Consider the following 16,899-nt stretch of genomic DNA (forward strand, 5'->3'; position numbering starts at 1 on the left):
CTTCAGGGGCGCGGGGAACTGCGCGAACAGCCAGAGAGCACCCGCGGACTGCGATGAGACAGCGCGGGGCAGCCCCTGCCCAGCGGGCTCGCCGGTGCGGCCTCAGGCCAGTCTGAGGCCGAACGCGCCGGACGCCGAAGGGCCGTGCCCCAGCCGGCGGCCCCGCTCGGACTCGGCGGCGAAAGCGTCACCGCCCAGGGCCTGCCGCACTGCTTCCGCGATCCGTTCGACATCGCCCCGCTCGGCCGCGGGCAGCGGCGCACGGGCCGCGTCCCGCGCGGCGCTCGCGGCGCCGAGCAGCCGCGCAGCTTCGGCGGGCAGCCCGGCCAGGGCCTGTGCGCCCGCCAGTCCCTCCAGGGCCAGCGCGACGGCGCGCGAGTCGTCGGTGCGCTGGGCCATGACGAAGCTTTCGAGATGCAGGTCGCGGGCGGCTTCCGGGTCCCCGCGCTGCTCCGCGACGAAGCCGAGCTCGACCAGGATCAGCGCGAGGCCGGGGCTCCAGTCCATCTGGCGGCACCAGTCGAGCCACCGCTCCAGGTGCTCCTGCGCGTCGGCGAGCTTGCCCTGCCGCCGGGCGCCGAGCCCCAGGCCCAGTTCGGCGAAGTGCTCCGCCGGTTTGTCCCGCTGCTCCGCCGCCAGCCTGCGGGCGCGTTCATGCAGCTCCCGCGCCCGGTCGTAGTCCTGCGACAGAATGGCGATGCGGCCGAGCCTGGACAGCTTCCACGACAGATCCGACCACAGCCCCAGCTGCTCGGCGATGCGCTGCCCGTCGCGGTGGAGCGCGACGGCCTGCCGGTAGTCGCCGGTGATCTCGGCCAGCCAGCCGAGGACGTCGTTGGCCTGAAGCTGCCCCCAGCGGTCACCCAACTCCTGGAACAGCGCGAGGCTGCGCCGGCCGTCGCGGCGCACCGCGTCGAGGTCGCCGCGCCCGGCCGCCTGCCGGGCCCGCATGGCCAGCGCCGCGGCCGTGCCCCAGCTGTCGCCGACCGCGTTGAAGCCGTCGAGCGCCTGCTCGGTCAGCTCCTCGCTGGCCGCCATCCCACCCCTGCCGAACAGCGTGAAACCGAGGAACCACTGCGCCCTCGCGCGCGCGGCACGCGCGCCGAGCCGGTCGTACATGTCCATGATGGCCTTGCTCTGCTCCAGCAGATCGGCGTCGTCGCCGAAACGGCCCGTGACCCCCAGCCGCCAGGCGAGCGCGTTGGCCAGCGGCACCGAGGGCTCCTCGGCGGCCTCGATCGCGTCGGCCAGCATCTGCACGGCGTCCGTCAGCCTGCCGCGCAGCAGCCAGTACCAGCCCAGCGCGTCGACCAGACGCAGCGCCAGCTCGACACGGCCGTCCTCCAGGGCGCTGTCGACCGCGCTGCGGAAGTTGGCCGTCTCCCTGTCGAGGTGGCCGAGCCACTGCTGCTGGTCCTGTCCGTGGAGGTGCGGCCGGGCGCGTTCGGCGAACTCGGTGTAGTAGCGCTGGTGGGCGTGGCGTACGCGGTCCAGCTCACCCGCCTCCCGCAGCCGCTCGGCACCGTACTCGACGACCGATTCGAGCATCCGGTACCGCGGCCCGTGGCCCGTCTCGGCCGTCATCACCAGGGAGCGGTCCACCAGCAGCGAGACCAGGTGCGGGACGTCCTCGGCGCCCACTCCCGGGCCGGGGCTGACGGCTTCGGCCGCCTCCAGCGTGCAGCCGTCGACATGGACGGCCAGTCTGCGCAGCACGGCCTGTTCCGGCTCGGTCAGCAGCTCCCAGCTCCAGTCGATCATCGCGCGGAGCGTCTGCTGCCGTGGCGGCGCGCTGCGGTGGCCCTCCCCGAGCAGGCGGAACCGGTCGTCCAGCCGGGCGAACAGCCCCTTGACGCCGAGCGCCCGCACCCGCGTCGCGGCGAGTTCGAGGGCGAGCGGAATCCCGTCGAGGCGGCGGCAGAGCGCGCCGATCGTCCAGGCGTTGTCGCGGTTCTGTACGAACCCGGGTGCCGTGGCCGCCGCGCGTGCCACGAACAGCCGTGCCGCGGTGGACTGTTCGACGGCGAGCAGATCCCGGTCGGGGGACTCGCCCGACGCGCCGACCACGGGCACATCCAGCGGGGGCACGGCCCACAGCGTTTCGCCCGCGACGCCGAGCGGCCGCTGGCTGGTGGCCAGGACGCGCAGGTCCGGCGCCGTGCCGAGCAGCGCCTCGGCGAGCGCTGCGACGCCTTCGGCCACGTGCTCGCAGTTGTCCAGCACCAGCAGCATCGTTCTGCCCTGCAGGGCGTTGACCACCCGGTCGCACAAGGTGACCGGTTCGCTGTGCGGGGCCCCCGCCGGGACGTTCTCGCGGATGCTGAGCACCGAGAGGACGGCCTCGGCCAGGGTGCTCAGCAGTTCCTGCCGGCCGCTGCCCCGGCCGTGCGCCGAGAGGCCGACCAGCCAGACGCCGTCGGGAAAGTCGCCGATCATCTCGGTCGCGGTCTGCATGGCCAGCCGCGTCTTGCCGACGCCGCCGGGGCCGGTGAGGGTGACCAGCCGTCCCCCCTCCAGCCGCGACCGCACTTCGGCGATCGCCCCGTCCCTGCCGACCAGCTCGGTCAGCGGAGTGGGGAGGTTGGTCCGGGGGCGCGGGGTCGCCGCCGACTCGCCGGGCGCGCCGTCCAGTTCCGGGTCCTGGCGCAGGATGGCCTGGTGCAGCGCCACCAGGGCCGGCGTGGGGCTCAGGCCGAGTTCCTCGGCGAGCCGCTCGCGCAGCTGGTCGTAGCTGTCCAGCGCCTCGCTCTGCCGCCCGGCCCGGTAGAGCGCGCGCATATGGACGGCGCGGAGCCGCTCGCGGAAGGGGTGTTCGCTCACCGCCTCGGCCAGCTCTCCGGCGAGCAGATTGCTCTCGCCGAGGTCGAGCCGCGCCTCGGCCTGCTCTTCCAGCGCCGCCAGCCGTTCCTCCTCCATGCGGCCGCACACGGCCCTCGCGAACGGCTCGTCCGCGAAGTCGCCGAACGCCTCGCCCTGCCACAGCGACAGCGCCTCGGCCAGCAGCCGCGACGTGCGTAACGGGTCGTCGGTGGCCCTCGCCTTCGCCGTCAGGTCGGCGAACTCCGCTGCGTCGACCTGCTCCGGTGCGATCTGCAGCACATAGCCCGGGGGCTTTTGCTGATGGACGACGAGGTCGCGGGCGCCCGGCTCGGCGTCGTCCAGCGCCCGCCGCAGCTGGGACACCTTCGCCTGCAGGGCACCGGCCGGGTTGCCGGGCAGCTGTTCGCCCCACAGATGGTCCACCAGCTGGTCCACCGAGACCGGCCGGCCGGGTACGAGCAGCAGATTGGCCAGCAGGGCCGCCACCTTGGTGCCGGGGATGGGGACGCGGGTGCCGTCCCCCGTCCGTACGTCGACCGGGCCGAGCACCCTGAACCGCAACATCGTCTCCCCCTAGGTCCTTGAGTCCGCCGGGCTCTGGCGGGAACCGGACACAGAAGAGGTTAGTGCGCGCGCCTCCCGCGGGAAGGCGTCGAGCCGCACAGCCGCGGCAGCCGCTGTGCCCTTCCCCCGTCTGACGTGCGGTGTCAGCGACGTCGCAGCGCTCCGTCAGCGGCAGGGCCGGTGGCCCGTAAGCGGTGTCCCGCATGCTGACCGCAGATGTCAGCCGATCAGCAGGGAAAGGGCTGTGCCATGACTTCACCGCGCATCGCGGTCATCTACTACTCCGCCACGGGCAACGTCCACCGCATCGCGGAGGCGTTCGTCGACGGCGCCACCGACGCGGGCGCCGAGGTGAGGCTGCGCCGGGTTCCCGAGCTCGCTCCCGACAGCGCCATCGAAGCCAACCCGGCCTGGCGGGCCCATCTGGAGGAGACCGCGCGTCTGAGGCGCGCCGGCCACGAGGACCTGAGCTGGGCGGACGGATACGCGTTCGGCACGCCGACCCGGTTCGGCAACGTCAGCGCGCAGCTCAAGCAGTTCCTCGACACGACCTCCGGGCTCTGGATGGAGGGCGTGATGGCGAACAAGCCGGTCACCGGCTTCACCGGGAGCATGGACGCGCACGGCGGTCAGGAGTCCACCCTGCTGGCGCTGTACAACACGATGTACCACTGGGGCTCGGTCATCCTGCCGCCCGGCTGGGTCGACTACGCGGTCTCGCACGCCGCCGGCGGCAACCCGTACGGCATCAGCCAGGTCGAGTCGGAAGCGGACAACTCGCGGTACGTCAAGGCCGTACTGGACGCCGCCCGGTTCCAGGGACGCCGGCTGGCCAGGACGGCGGCCGCTCTGACCCCGGTGCGGAACGCCACCGCGTCCGGGTGACCCGGTGTCCTCCGGTACGTCGGGTCGGTGACTGATGTCTGTGCACGCGCCGGACGAGAGGCGCAGGAGCAGCGGGCCGGGCGGGAGGAGCACGGCACCGGGCGTGTCCGCCGTGCTGGTCGCGATGCTGGCCCTGCTGTCCTTCGTGCTCCCGCTCGCGACCGATATGTATCTGCCGGCGTTTCCGCGGATGACCGCGGAGCTGGCGACGTCGGCTTCGGGCGTGCAGCTCACGCTCACCGCCTTCATGGTGGGCCTGACCCTGGGCCAGCTCGTGTTCGGTCCCGCCTCCGACCGCTACGGACGGCGCGGGCTGCTGCTCGGCGGCACCGCGACGGCGACGCTGGCGACGGCGGCCTGCGCGCTGGCCCCCACCCTGGAATGGCTGGTGGCGCTGCGGTTCGTGCAGGGCTTCAGCGCCGCAGCGGGTCTGGTCATCGCACGGGCCGTCGTGTCGGACGTCTCGTCGGGACGCGATGCCGCGCGGCTGTTCAGCATCGTGGTCGCCTGCGCCGGTGTCGCACCGATCGCCGCGCCCCTCGCGGGTGGCGCACTGGTCGGCGCCGGCGGCTGGCGCACGGTGTTCTGGGCGCTGACCGCGGCTACGGCCCTCATGTTCGCCGGTGTGCTCCGTGCGGTACCCGAGACGCTGCCGAAAGAGCGGCGGCGGAGGAAGGGGCGGAGGAAGGGCGGCCCGAAGCAGGTGAGTCCGGTGCTGGCCGTCGCGAGGGACGGCCCCTACCTGGGCTACACGCTCGCCTTCGCGTGGTCCTACGCCGCGCTGTTCGCCTACATCGGCGGGTCGTCCTTCTTCTACCAGAACGTCCTGGGGCTGAGCGTGGCGCAGAACTCCCTGGCGTTCGCCGCCGCTGCGGCGACCGTCAGCGGGGTGAACGCGCTCAACTCGGCGCTGGTGAACCGTTTCCGGCCGGAGGCCCTCCTGCGCGTCGGCCTGCTGGCCATGCTCGCCGGGACCGCGGCGCTCATCGCGGTCATGGCGTCCGGCCGCCTCGGGGTGCTCGTCGCCCTCGTGCTGACCGAGGTTTTCTTCGCGGGGCTCGGTCTCGTCGTCCCGAACGCGACGGCGCTGGCGCTGGCGCGGGTGCCCGAGTCGGCAGGAGCCGGCTCGGCCGTGCTGGGGACGCTGCAGACCGGGCTGGCCGCACTCGTCGCGCCGTTCATCGGTGTCGCCGGCGATGCCACGGCCATGCCGATGGTGCTCGGTATGACGGCCTGCAGCGTGCTGGCCGGCCTGGCGCTGCGACTGTCCGCCCGCACGGCCCGCGCCGCGGAATAAGCGGCAATATCCCACGGGGGTATCATGAAGGATCAGACGACCGTACTTCTCGCCCGGAACAGCCAATTAGCCGACCTGCGCAAGCTGTTCACCGAGTCACAGCAGCACGACGGCCGCATGGCGCTGGTCGAGGGAACCCTCGGCGCCGGCAAGACCGCGCTGGCCCGCGCGTTCGCCGCGAGCCTGCCGGAGCCGGACGCCGTGGTGCTGGACGCCGCGTGCTATGCCGACGACGGCGATCTCCTGGACTCCGTCGCCCGTCAGCTGCTGGGCGGCCTCCCGCGCTCCGACGGTCCGCCCGCCGGATCCCCGTGCACGAGCTGCGGCGCGGACGGCGCCCCCGCCGACGGAGCGTCGGGCGCCGTACCGCTGGGAGCCCTTGAGCCGGTCCGGCGGACCGTGTGCGAACTGGCCGGGAGCAGGCCGGTGGTGCTCATCCTGGAGGACGTGCACCACGCCGACGCCGAATCCCTGCGCCGGCTGCTGCACTTCGTGAGGCAGGTGCGCCGGCACCGGATCTTCACGGTGCTGACCCGCTGCCCCGAGCTGGGTGCCGCCCGGTCGGGGCACCAGGCGGGGTGGGAGCTGCCGCAGCAGCTCGAATGCGCCTCCCTGCGGGTCGATCCGTTCGACGAGGACGAAGTGGCCGCGCTCCTCGCCCACACCCTGGACACGGCGTCCCGCCGGCTCGCGGCGGAGTACCTCGCCGCCAGCGGAGGGGTGCCGAGGTTCCTCTCCGCGATGTTCGAGGACCGCAGGACGGGGACCGACGAGCGGATCGGGGCCTACGCTCAGGCACTGCTGAGCTGCCTGCACCGGCTCGGCGAGGCCGAGCTGGGGATCGCCCGCGCGGTCGCGGCGCTCGGCGGAACCGTGTCGGGCGAGGACGTCGCCCGGCTGACCGGAGCCGACACGCTCGCGGTCGCCCGCGGGCAGCAGGCGCTGCAGTCCGCCGGCGTGCTCGACGGGGGCAGGCTGCGCCACCCCGTGGCGGCACAGGTCGTCCTCGCGGAGCTGACGCAGGGCGAGCGCGAGGAACTGTACTGCGCCGCCGCCCGGTTGCGACACGAGCAGGGCGCCGGCGCGACCACCGTGGCCCGCTACCTCGTACGGGCCGGGCGGGCGGAGCAGTGGCAGCTGCCGATCCTCATCGAGGCATCGGAGCAGGCGCACGGCGACGACCTCGGGGAGCTCGTGGAGCCCATTCTGCAACTGGCCTGCGCGTGCTGCCCGGACGAACAGGGCAGGACGGTGCTCCGGGCCCGGCTCGCCCTGGCGGACTGGCGCACGAACGCGCCGCTGTCCGCGCGGCACCTGCCGGAGCTCGCGGACATGGCGGGCTCGGGGAAGCTGCCGCTGCGCGAGACGATCGCATCGATCCGGCAGCTCCTGTGGCACGGGATGCTGCCCGAGGCGCGCACGGCACTGGCGGTGCTGCGGGAGTCCGCGGGCGAGCGGGCCTGCGAGGACGCGTCCGCGATGTGCGACGTGGAGCGCTGGCTGCTGTTCGCCTATCCGCAGCTCTCGGACCTGGCCGCGCACCCCGAGCTGTGCACGGGGCACAAGGGCCCGACGACGCCGAACATGGACCCGTGGCTGCGGGCCACGGGGGTACTGTCCGAGCTGCTCGTGCGCGAGCCCGCCGGGGCCACCGAGCAGGCCGCCCGGGTGCTGGGCGACCTGGCGGAGAGCAACGACTCGGTCTGGGCCGAGGAGGCGGCGAAGCTCGCCCTGCTCGCGCTGGTCAGCGCGAACCGCCTCGCCGAAGCGGCCGAGTGGTGCGACCGGCTGCTGGCCTCCAGCACCGCGCGCGGGGCGACGAGCCGGAGGGCGATTCTGCTCGGCGTACGGGCGGAGATCGCCGTCCGGCAGGGCGATCTGGGCAGCGCCCGGCAGCACGGCCAGGAGGCGCTGGAGCGGCTGCCGCTCGGCGTCGGCGCCGGCATCGCGCTCGGCGCGGTGATCCTGGCGAACACCCTGGCCGGCGACACGCGCGAGGCCGCTGCGCTGCTCGCCCGGTCGGTGCCCGACTCGATGTTCCAGTGCCACCACGGCCTGCACTACCTGTATGCGCGCGGGCGCTACCACCTGGCCACCCACCACCCCCGTGCCGCGCTGGCCGACTTCATGTCGTGCGGGGAGATCATGGGCACCTGGACCGTCGACAATCCGACGCTCGTGCCCTGGCGGGTCGGCGCGGCCGAAGCCTGGCTGCGGCTGCGGAACCCCGACCGGGCCCGGTCCCTGCTCTACGACCAGCTCGCGAAGCTCCGCGGCCGCGGGCGAGTGCGGGCGATGTCCCTGCGGCTGCTCGCCGCCGCCAGCACGCCCGGCCGGCGCCGTCAGCTGCTGACGGAGGCGGCCGAGGTCGCGGAACTCTCCGGCGACCACCTGGAACAGGCCAGGGCGCTGGGCGACCTCAGCCAGGCGTACGAAGCCGAGGGCGAACGGCAGCGGGCCCGGATGCTGCTGCGCAGGGCCCTCTACCTCGCCAAGGCGAGCGGCGCCCGGCCGCTGACGCAGGAGCTGCTGTCCGCGACGGGCGACGCCGAGGTGGCGGAGTCCCGGCCGGTCAGCAACGCCCGGCTGACCACGCTGACCAGCTCCGAGCTGCGCGTCGCGACCCTCGCGGCCATGGGCTATACGAACCGTGAGATCGCGGGCCGGCTCTTCGTCACGGACAGCACCGTCGAACAGCATCTGACGAAGGTCTACCGCAAGCTCGATGTGCGCTCGCGGCAGGAGCTGCCGGTCGGGCTGTGGCGCACCCCCGCATCCGAACCCGGCCGCGAGCGCGTCGGCACCCGCTAGCGCCCCACCGCGCCCCGAAGAGGCGCGGGGCTCGTGTCCCCCGCGGCGAAGCCGCACCCTGCGACGTGCCGCACGGGGCAGCCCCTGCCCGGCACGATCCACCGGACCCGCACCAACCACGAAGGAGAGTCCCGTGACCAAGGCAGTGCCCGGCGCCCCCGCCGAACGGCGCACCCCGCGGCAGCCCCTTCCCGCGCCGTGGCGGCGGCGGGTCGACAGCGTGCTCTCGCTGCCAGCGGAACAGCAACCGGAATGGCCCGATCCGGCCCGTGCCGAGGAGGTCGGCCGGGAGCTCGGCACGCTGCCGCCCCTCACGCTGCCCGCGGAGGTCGACCTGCTGCGCGGCCGGCTGGCCCAGGTCGCCGCGGGCGACGCCTTCCTGGTGCAGGGAGGCGACTGCGCCGAGACCTTCGCCGACACCACCGAGCCGGGCGTACGCGCCGGCATCGAGACGCTGGAGCGGATGGCCGACGCGCTCGCCCGCCGCGGCGGCCTGCCGGTGCTGACCGTCGCCCGGCTGGCGGGCCAGTACGCGAAGCCGCGTTCGAGCCCGACCGACGCGCTGGGGCTGCCTGCCTACCGCGGGGACATCGTCAACTCGGCGCGGCCGGCGCCGCGGGCGCGCAGGCCCGACCCCCGGCGCATGCTCCGCGCCTACGCCTACGCCGCCGGCACCCTGAACGTGGTGCGCGCGCTGCGCGCCGGCGCCTCCGGCCGGCACGGCGGCAACTGGGGGCCGTTCGTCAGCCACGAGGCGCTGCTCCTGCCCTACGAGAGGGGACTGGCGCGCCTGGACGAGAGCTCCGGGACGCCGAAGCTGTACGGCCTGTCCGGCCACTTCCTGTGGATCGGCGAGCGCACGCGGAGGCTCGACGGCGCCCATGTCGCGTTCGCGGAGCTGCTGGCGAATCCGATAGGCATCAAGATCGGCCCTGGGGCCGCGCCCGGCCAGGTCGTCGAATACGCGGAGCGGCTGAACCCGGGAAACGAGCCCGGACGGGTCACGCTGATCAGCCGCATGGGCGACGAAAAGGTGCGGGACGTGCTGCCCGCCATGGTCGAGGCGGTTCGGAAGTCGGGGCAGCGGGTGGTCTGGCAGTGCGACCCGATGCACGGCAACACCTATGAGTCGGCCGCGGGCTACAAGACCCGGCATTTCGACAGGATCGTGAATGAAATGCAGGGGTTCTTCGAGGTGCACCATGCGTTGGGCAGCCATCCGGGCGGTCTGCACATCGAATTCAGCGGGAGCGATGTGACCGAATGCGTCGGAGGCGCGCGGGGAATCTCTGATGCGGAGATCGGCGGCCGGTATGAGACGGCGTGCGACCCCCGGCTGAACTCCCGGCAGGCCGTCGAGCTGGCGGCGCTCGCCGGCCGCGCCCTGGCGGCGCGGCCGGGGAGCGCCGCCGGCGCCCGATGAGCCCGCTGCCCGCACCGCGGGGGCCGGCCCGTGCGCTCCGGCGCGCGCGGACCGGCCCTCCTCTTCGCGCGGGTCAGCCGGCCACGTCCAGCAGCGCCCTGGCGGCAACGCGGTAGCCGAGCGTGCCGAGACCGACGATGACCCCGCTGGCCAGCGGCGCCAGCACCGATTCGTGCCGGAACGCCTCCCGCGCCCACACATTGGAGATGTGGACCTCGATCCACGGCCGCGGATAGCTCGCCAGCGCGTCCCGCAGGCCCCAGCCGGCGACCATCAGCGCGCCCGGATTGACGATCGCGCACACGGTGTCGTCGCCCTCGTGCACCGCGCGGATGAGGTCTCCCTCGCCCTCGTGCTGGATCGAGCGGACCTGCCACCCGTGTCCTTCGACTTCCCGCTGGACGGCGGCGGCGACGTCGGACAGCGTCTCGGTGCCGTATATCTCAGGTTCCCGGCGGCCGAGAATGCCGAGGTTGGGGCCGTTCAGCAGCAGCAGCTCGTTCATCGGAATGTCACCGCTTTCTTGGGTTCGGGGAGACGGGAAACCCCTTGCGGTAGGAAGCCGTCGGCCGACCCTAGCATGCGGAAAATGCGGGAACCGGACGCCGGAGGCGGATATACGGGGGGTCCTAGGGGACGCAGGGGGTTTCTGGTCGAAAGGCGCCGTGGGTACCTTCGGCACAGTACGCAGAAAGGTTTTCGATGGACCCCCGAGACAAGCGCGGACGCATACGCCGTGCAGAGCCGAGGAGACGGTAAGCAATGGAGAAGAGTTCGGTGTCGAAACCCGAATTCCCGGCGTGGCCGCAATTCGACGGGCGGGAGCGCGCGGGGCTGGAGCGCGTGCTCGGACAGGGAGCCTGGTGGCGCATCCCGGGCGACGAGGTCGACGCCTTCGAGCGCGAGTTCGCCGCGCACCACGGGGCCGGGCAGGCGCTGGCGGTCACCACCGGCACCCACGCCCTCGAACTCGCCCTGGAGCTGCTCGGCGTCGGTCCGGGCACCGAGGTGATCGTGCCGGCCTTCACCTTCATCTCGTCCTCGCAGGCCGCCCAGCGCCTCGGCGCCGTCGCGGTTCCGGTCGACGTGGATCCGCACACCTACAACATCGACGTGACCGCCGCCGCCGAGGCGGTGACCGGGCGGACGAAGGCGATCATGCCGGTGCACATGGCCGGCGCGATCGCCGACATGGACGGCCTGGCGAAGCTGGCGGACGACGCGCAGGTGCACCTCCTCCAGGACGCGGCGCACGCGCACGGCGCGCGGTGGAGCGGAAAGCGGGTCGGCGAGCTGGGCTCCGTCGCCGCGTTCAGCTTCCAGAACGGCAAGCTCATGACGGCGGGCGAGGGCGGCGCGATCACCTTCCCCGACCGCGAGCAGTACGAGGACGCGTTCCTGCGCCACAGCTGCGGCCGCCCGCCCACCGACCGGCACTACTTCCATATGACGACCGGGTCGAACTACCGCATGAACGAGTTCTCCGCCGCGGTGCTGCGGGCGCAGCTCGACCGGCTGGAGGAGCAGATCGACCTGCGCGAGCAGCGGTGGCCGCTGCTGGCCGGGCTGCTGAGCGGGATCGACCGGGTCGTACCGCAGGAGGTCGACCCGCGGTGCACCCGGAACCCGCACTACATGGCGATGTTCCGGGTCCCCGGCAGCAGCGAGCGGGAACGCAACGCCCTCGTCGACCGCCTGGTGGACCGCGGACTGCCCGCGTTCGCCGGCTTCCGCGCGATCTACCGGTCGGCGGGCTTCTGGGAGCGCGGTGCGCCGCAGATGTCGGTCGACCAGGTGGCCGCCACGTGCCCGAACACCGAGGCGATCAGCGCGGACTGCGTCTGGCTGCACCACCGCACGCTGCTGGGCACCGAGCGGAACATGCACGAGATCGCGGAGATCGTCGCCGACGAACTGGGCCGCTGACGGCCCGCACTGGAGCCGAGGGAGACGGATTCCGATGCTGCGCGTAGCCGTCCCGAACAAGGGAGCGCTGTCCGAGCCCGCCTGCGCCATGTTGCGCGAGGCCGGCTACCGGCAGCGTCACGACCGGCGGGACCTGGTGGTGCTGGACGAGGCCAACGACGTCGAGTTCTTCTTTCTGCGCCCCCGCGACATCGCGGTGTACGTCGGGGAGGGGCGGCTCGACCTCGGGGTCACGGGGCGGGACCTCGCCCTGGACTCGGGCTCCCCGGTGGAGGAGGAACTGTCCCTCGGATTCGGGGGTTCGACGTTCCGCTATGCCGTACCCGCCGGCCGGGGGACCTCGGTCACCGGTCTGGCGGGCTGCCGCCTCGCCACCTCCTATCCCCGGCTCGTCGCCGACGACCTGGCGGCGAGAAACCTGTCGGCGGAGGTGATCCGGCTGGAGGGGGCCGTGGAGACCGCCGTCCAGCTCGGTGTCGCGGAAGCCGTCGCCGATGTCGTCAGCTCCGGCTCGACGCTGCGGCAGCACGGCCTGGTGCCGGTCGGCGAGCCGATCTGCGTGAGCGAGGCCGTGCTGGTCCGCCGCCGCGGGCTGCCCCGGCCGCCCGAGGAGTCCCGGCTGGTGGAACGCCTGCGCGGCGTCGTGCTGGCGCAGCAGTACGTGATGCTCGACTACGACTGCCCGCGCGACGTCCTGGAGCAGGCGCTCAAGGCAACGCCCGGCCTCCAGGCGCCGACGGTCGCGCCGCTGGCCGACCCCGGGTGGACCGGGGTGCGCGCGATGGTGCGCCGCGGCGAGGCCAACCAGGTGATGGACGAGGTCTCCACGATCGGCGCGAGGGCCGTCCTCGCCTCGGACATCCGCTTCTGCCGCCTGTGACCGTCCCCCCTGACCGTCCCCTGGCCGTCGCCTCTGACAGTCGCCTCATGAGGAGAGGTTGGAACATGACCGAGATAATGGTCCAGACCTGGGAAGAGAACGTCCGCGAGCACGCCGACGACCGCCTGAGCGGCCCGCGCGGCTCCTGGTGGTTCACCGGAAAGCAGCCGCTGCGCGGGGAGTGCCCGGGCATCACGGAGGACGGCACGGTCACGTCCTTGCCGATGCCGGACCTGTCCGTGTGCGACCGCGCCGCGGTGCTCGACTACTTCGACAACTCCTGGACCCTGCAGGAGACGCTGTTCGCCGGGCTGCAGACCGCCGAGGCGTTCTACCGCCCGCCGTCGCACGGGCTGCGGCACCCGATGATCTTCTACTACGGCCACCCGGCCGCCCTCTACGTCAACAAGCTGCGCGTGGCCGGCCTGCTCTCCGGCCCGGTCGACGCGTATCTCGAAGACATCCTGGAGACCGGCGTCGACGAGATGTCGTGGGACGACATGTCGAAGAACGAGATGACGTGGCCCTCGGTGGCCCGGGTGCACGCCTACCGCGCCGTGGTGTACGGCCTCGTGCGCGGGATCATCGAGGACACCCCGTTCGCGCCGGACCTCGGGCGCCCGGTCACCGACGGCGACCAGGCATGGGCGCTGTTCATGGGCTTCGAGCACGACCGGATCCACCTGGAGACGAGTTCGGTGCTGATCCGCGAGCTGCCCCGGCGGCTGGTCGAACGGCACGCGGCGTGGCCGGCCGCGGCTCCGCGCCGCCGCACCACGCCCGACAACGCCCCGGTTCCGGCCGCGGTTCCGCAGAACGCGATGGTGCAGGTCGCCGGCGGCACCGCGATCATCGGCAAGCCGCGGTCGTTCCCGTCCTACGGCTGGGACAACGAGTACGGCGAGAAGGCCGTCGACGTCGCCGGCTTCGCGGCCTCCCGGTACCTGATCAGCAACGGCGAGTTCTACCGCTTCGTACAGGACGGCGGCTACCGCACCCCCGGCTACTGGAGCGAGGAAGGCTGGGGCTGGCGGCAGTTCCGCAACGCCAAGCACCCCAGGTTCTGGGAGCCGGACGGGCCGAGCGGCCTGCACCGCTACCGGCTGCGCACGATCTTCGAAGAGCTCGACATGCCGTGGGACTGGCCCGTGTGCGTGAACTACCACGAGGCGAAGGCGTACTGTGCCTGGCGCGGACGGGAGGACGGCCGGTCCTACCGGCTGCCGACCGAGGCGGAGTTCCGGCGGCTGCGCGGGCTGCCCGCCCGCCCGGCAGCGGCGGACGACCCCGTGCTGCACCGCAGCGGGGCGCAGTTCCTCGACGACGGGGTCAACCTCAACCTGGCACTGGGCTCGGAGAGCCCGGTGGACCAGTCGCCGGCCGGCCCCAGCGGCGTACACGACACGGCGGGCAACCTCTGGCAGTGGTGCGAGGACGTCGCGCACGCCCTGGACGGCTTCGATGTGCACCCGTACTACGAGGACTTCAGCACACCGTGCTTCGACGGCGAGCACCAGATGATCCTCGGCGGCGCGTTCATCAGCACCGGCGACGAGGCGAGCATCTGGGCCCGGTTCCACTTCCGGCCGCACTTCCTGCAGCAGTCGGGGCTGCGGATCGTCAGCCCGTCCGTGCCCGAGACCCCCGCCGCCGGCGCGGACGCGGGCGCCGGCCGCTACGCCACGAAGGCGCTGCTGGACAGCTATCTGCTCCTGCACTACGGCTCGCGCGAGGACACCTTCGACCGCAAGGACCACTACCTCGGTGCCGCGTACGGGTTCCCCCAGCGGCTCGCGGCACTGCTCGCCCGGGAGGCGGCCCGCGCCGGCGCCCGGCTCGACCGGGTGCTCGACCTCGGATGCGCCGTGGGAGGCGTGAGCCTGCGGCTGGCGGCCGACGTCGGCTGCGACGTCGTCGGCGTGGACAGCAGCGCCTCGTTCATCGCGGCAGCGCGCCGGCTCGCCGAGGGGGAGCAGCTGCGCTACGACCGGCCGGACCAGGGCGCCGCCACGACCTCGCTGGCGGCCCGCGCGCCGAGCCCGGCGGCCGACGCGAACGTGGAGTTCCGGGTGGCCGACGCCGCCGCGCTGCCGGGGGACCTCGGCGCGTTCGACGCGGTGATCCTCGCGAATCTGCTGGACCGTGTGGGCGATCCCAGGGCGTGCCTGCGGCAGCTCGCCGGGGACCACAGCCTGCTGCGGCCCGGGGGACTGCTGCTGGTCACGAGCCCGTGGTCGTGGCAGCCCGGGTACGCGGACCCGGCGCAGTGGATCGGCGGAGCCCCGGACGGGCCGTCGAGCGAGCAGGAGCTGCGCGCGCTGGTGTCGGGCGCCTTCGAGCTGGTCGCCGAGTCCGACGAGCCCGGCGTGCTGCGCAACCACCGGCGCCACTACGAGACGTTCCAGGCGGACGTCTCCCTGTGGCGCAAGCGGTAGGCCGTGAGCATGCCCACTTCGACGAAGTCCCCCTCCGGGTCCGTGCCGCGGCGGCCGACTCGCGTCGCCGTCGTCGGCATGGGCTGGGCGGGCAGGTCGATCTGGCTGCCCCGGCTGTCCCGGCACGCCGCCTACGAACTGGTCGCCGCCGTCGACCCGGCGCCCGAGGCGCGGGCCGCGGCGGCTGAGACCGGCCTGGCGCCCCGGGTGCTCGGCGATCCCGACGAGCTGACGCCCGAGACGGTCGACCTCGTCGTGGTCGCGGTGCCCAACCATCTGCACGCGCCGGTCGCCTGCCGGCTGCTGGCCCGCGGCCTCGCGGTGTTCGTGGAGAAGCCGGTGTGCCTGACCCCGGCCGAGGCGGAGCAGCTCGCGGCCGCCGAGGCGGCCGGCGGCGGCACCCTGCTGGCGGGCAGCGCGGCGCGGTACCGCGCCGATGTCGCCGCGCTCCACGAGCAGGCGGCGTCCCTGGGGCGGCTGCGGCACATCGGGCTCTCCTGGGTCCGGGCGAGCGGAGTGCCCGTGGGCGCCGGGTGGTTCACCCAGCGCGCCCTCGCCGGGGGCGGCGCGCTGGTCGATCTCGGCTGGCATCTGCTGGACACGGCGCTGCCGCTGCTCGGCGAGCCGGACTTCGCACAGGTGGCGGGGTCGGTCTCCGACGACTTCGTGAACGACCGCGCACGGCGGGCCGCGTGGCGCGCCGGGGACGGGGCCGCCGCGCGGCACTCCGACGTCGAGGACACCGCGCGGGCCTTCCTGGTGACCTCCGGCGGCGTCGCGGTGAGTCTGCTGGCGAGCTGGGCCTCGCACGAGCGGTACGACGCGACGACGATCCGGGTGGAAGGCAGCGCGGGAGTGGCCAGCCTGCGGTGCACGTTCGGCTTCAGCCCCCACCGGGAGGCGGGCCCGGAACTGACGGTCCGGCGCAACGGGGACGTCGAGGCGATCGCCCTTCCCGAGGAGCCGGTCGGCGCGGAATACGTCCGTCAGCTCGACGCGCTGCCGGGCCTGCTGGCCGATCCCGCGAGCCGCGGCGCGGCCATGGCGGAGATCCGTGCGGTCATCGGCGCGATCCACCGGTGCTATGCGTCGAAACCGGCGGCCGAAGAGCGGCCACCGGTTCCGGCGGGGAAGTCCGCAAGGCGGCGAGGAGGAAAGGAACCCCAGCGATGACCGAAGACCTGCTGGAGAGAACAGGACCGCGTACGTCCGTCTACGGACCCTCGAAACAGGCCGTCGTTTTCGATCTGGACGGCGTCATCGTGGACAGCTTCGACGTGATGCGGCAGGCGTTCACGACCGCCTACGCGGAAATTGTCGGCGACGGCCGCGCGCCGTTCGAGGAGTACGGCAGACACCAGGGCCGCTATTTCCCCGACATTATGCGCATCATGGGTCTGCCGCCGGAGATGGAGGGCCCCTTCGTACGGGAGAGCCAGCGGCTGGCCCACCAGGTGCCCGTCTGCGACGGCGTGCCCGTGCTGCTGGCCGAACTGCGCGCCCGCGGGCTGCGGCTGGCCGTCGCCACGGGCAAGAGCGGCCCCCGCGCCCGGTCGCTGCTCGACCTGCTCGGGCTGCTCCCCGCCTTCGACGCGGTGATCGGCTCCGACGAGGTCCCGCGCCCGAAGCCCGCGCCCGACATCGTCCTCCGCGCGCTCGAACGGCTCGGCACGCCGCCCGAGGAGGCGATGATGATCGGGGACGCCGCCACCGACGTCCGCGCCGCGCGGGGCGCCGGCGTCGACGCCGTCGGCGCGACCTGGGCCATCGACGACCAGGCCGCGCTGCTGGCCGCGGACCCGGACGCTGTGCTGGACCGGCCCCGCGAACTCCTGACCCTGCTCCCCGCCCCCTATCC

At 73.4% G+C, this 16,899-nt stretch carries 11 protein-coding genes; 9 read left to right on the forward strand and 2 right to left on the reverse strand.

The window, feature by feature from the left end:
* Nucleotides 1-102 precede the first annotated feature (102 nt).
* Entirely contained in the window at nucleotides 103-3,384 is a 3,282-nt protein-coding gene (locus G5C65_RS04225; protein WP_165297233.1) for an AfsR/SARP family transcriptional regulator, read from the reverse strand.
* Between the two features lie 249 nt (nucleotides 3,385-3,633).
* Between G5C65_RS04225 and wrbA the strand changes: the two genes are divergently transcribed.
* From wrbA to G5C65_RS04245, 4 genes are all read left to right on the forward strand, one after another.
* Nucleotides 3,634-4,269: an NAD(P)H:quinone oxidoreductase gene (wrbA, locus tag G5C65_RS04230; protein ID WP_165297234.1), complete on the forward strand. Its 636-nt coding sequence runs from the start codon at nucleotides 3,634-3,636 to the stop codon at nucleotides 4,267-4,269.
* A gap of 103 nt (nucleotides 4,270-4,372) precedes the next feature.
* Nucleotides 4,373-5,566 carry a multidrug effflux MFS transporter gene (locus G5C65_RS04235; RefSeq protein WP_338146224.1) on the forward strand — a complete coding sequence of 398 codons (1,194 nt, stop codon included), beginning with the start codon at nucleotides 4,373-4,375 and terminating at the stop codon, nucleotides 5,564-5,566.
* A 24-nt stretch (nucleotides 5,567-5,590) separates the two neighbouring features.
* Nucleotides 5,591-8,377, forward strand: coding sequence for a helix-turn-helix transcriptional regulator (locus tag G5C65_RS04240; RefSeq protein ID WP_165297236.1), 2,787 nt, complete (start codon nucleotides 5,591-5,593; stop codon nucleotides 8,375-8,377).
* Nucleotides 8,378-8,510: 133 nt separating this feature from the next.
* A complete protein-coding gene (locus G5C65_RS04245) occupies nucleotides 8,511-9,800 on the forward strand; it encodes a 3-deoxy-7-phosphoheptulonate synthase (RefSeq protein ID WP_420903276.1) in 1,290 nt (429 codons plus the stop codon).
* Between the two features lie 73 nt (nucleotides 9,801-9,873).
* On the opposite strand, the gene G5C65_RS04250 is transcribed toward G5C65_RS04245, so the two are convergent.
* Nucleotides 9,874-10,305 (reverse strand): type II 3-dehydroquinate dehydratase, encoded by a 432-nt coding sequence (locus G5C65_RS04250; protein WP_165297238.1) that lies wholly within the window; start codon nucleotides 10,303-10,305, stop codon nucleotides 9,874-9,876.
* Between the two features lie 272 nt (nucleotides 10,306-10,577).
* On the opposite strand from G5C65_RS04250, the gene G5C65_RS04255 reads away from it, so the two are divergent.
* The 5 genes from G5C65_RS04255 to G5C65_RS04275 all read left to right on the forward strand — a co-directional run.
* Complete coding sequence (locus G5C65_RS04255) at nucleotides 10,578-11,726, forward strand: aminotransferase class I/II-fold pyridoxal phosphate-dependent enzyme (RefSeq protein WP_420903277.1); 1,149 nt, start codon at nucleotides 10,578-10,580, stop codon at nucleotides 11,724-11,726.
* 34 nt (nucleotides 11,727-11,760) lie between these two features.
* Nucleotides 11,761-12,606 (forward strand): ATP phosphoribosyltransferase, encoded by an 846-nt coding sequence (gene hisG, locus G5C65_RS04260; RefSeq protein WP_165297240.1) that lies wholly within the window; start codon nucleotides 11,761-11,763, stop codon nucleotides 12,604-12,606.
* Between the two features lie 65 nt (nucleotides 12,607-12,671).
* Nucleotides 12,672-15,041: a 5-histidylcysteine sulfoxide synthase gene (gene ovoA / locus G5C65_RS04265; RefSeq protein ID WP_165297241.1), complete on the forward strand. Its 2,370-nt coding sequence runs from the start codon at nucleotides 12,672-12,674 to the stop codon at nucleotides 15,039-15,041.
* A 9-nt stretch (nucleotides 15,042-15,050) separates the two neighbouring features.
* Nucleotides 15,051-16,214 carry a Gfo/Idh/MocA family protein gene (locus tag G5C65_RS04270; protein WP_165297242.1) on the forward strand — a complete coding sequence of 388 codons (1,164 nt, stop codon included), beginning with the start codon at nucleotides 15,051-15,053 and terminating at the stop codon, nucleotides 16,212-16,214.
* Nucleotides 16,211-16,899 (forward strand): HAD-IA family hydrolase (locus tag G5C65_RS04275; protein ID WP_165297243.1); only part of this gene is annotated, 689 nt, incomplete at its 3' end. The genes G5C65_RS04270 and G5C65_RS04275, both read left to right, overlap by 4 nt.

Source organism: Streptomyces boncukensis, assembly GCF_011045075.1.
Classification (GTDB): domain Bacteria; phylum Actinomycetota; class Actinomycetes; order Streptomycetales; family Streptomycetaceae; genus Streptomyces; species Streptomyces boncukensis.

Bases quoted from the DNA above. Each gene is read 5' to 3' on its own strand.
- G5C65_RS04225 (WP_165297233.1), bottom strand. From the start codon at position 3,384: ATGTTGCGGTTCAGGGTGCTCGGCCCGGTCGACGTACGGACGGGGGAC.
- hisG (WP_165297240.1), top strand. From the start codon at position 11,761: ATGCTGCGCGTAGCCGTCCCGAACAAGGGAGCGCTGTCCGAGCCCGCC.
- G5C65_RS04240 (WP_165297236.1), top strand. From the start codon at position 5,591: ATGAAGGATCAGACGACCGTACTTCTCGCCCGGAACAGCCAATTAGCC.
- wrbA (WP_165297234.1), top strand. From the start codon at position 3,634: ATGACTTCACCGCGCATCGCGGTCATCTACTACTCCGCCACGGGCAAC.
- ovoA (WP_165297241.1), top strand. From the start codon at position 12,672: ATGACCGAGATAATGGTCCAGACCTGGGAAGAGAACGTCCGCGAGCAC.
- G5C65_RS04250 (WP_165297238.1), bottom strand. From the start codon at position 10,305: ATGAACGAGCTGCTGCTGCTGAACGGCCCCAACCTCGGCATTCTCGGC.
- G5C65_RS04270 (WP_165297242.1), top strand. From the start codon at position 15,051: ATGCCCACTTCGACGAAGTCCCCCTCCGGGTCCGTGCCGCGGCGGCCG.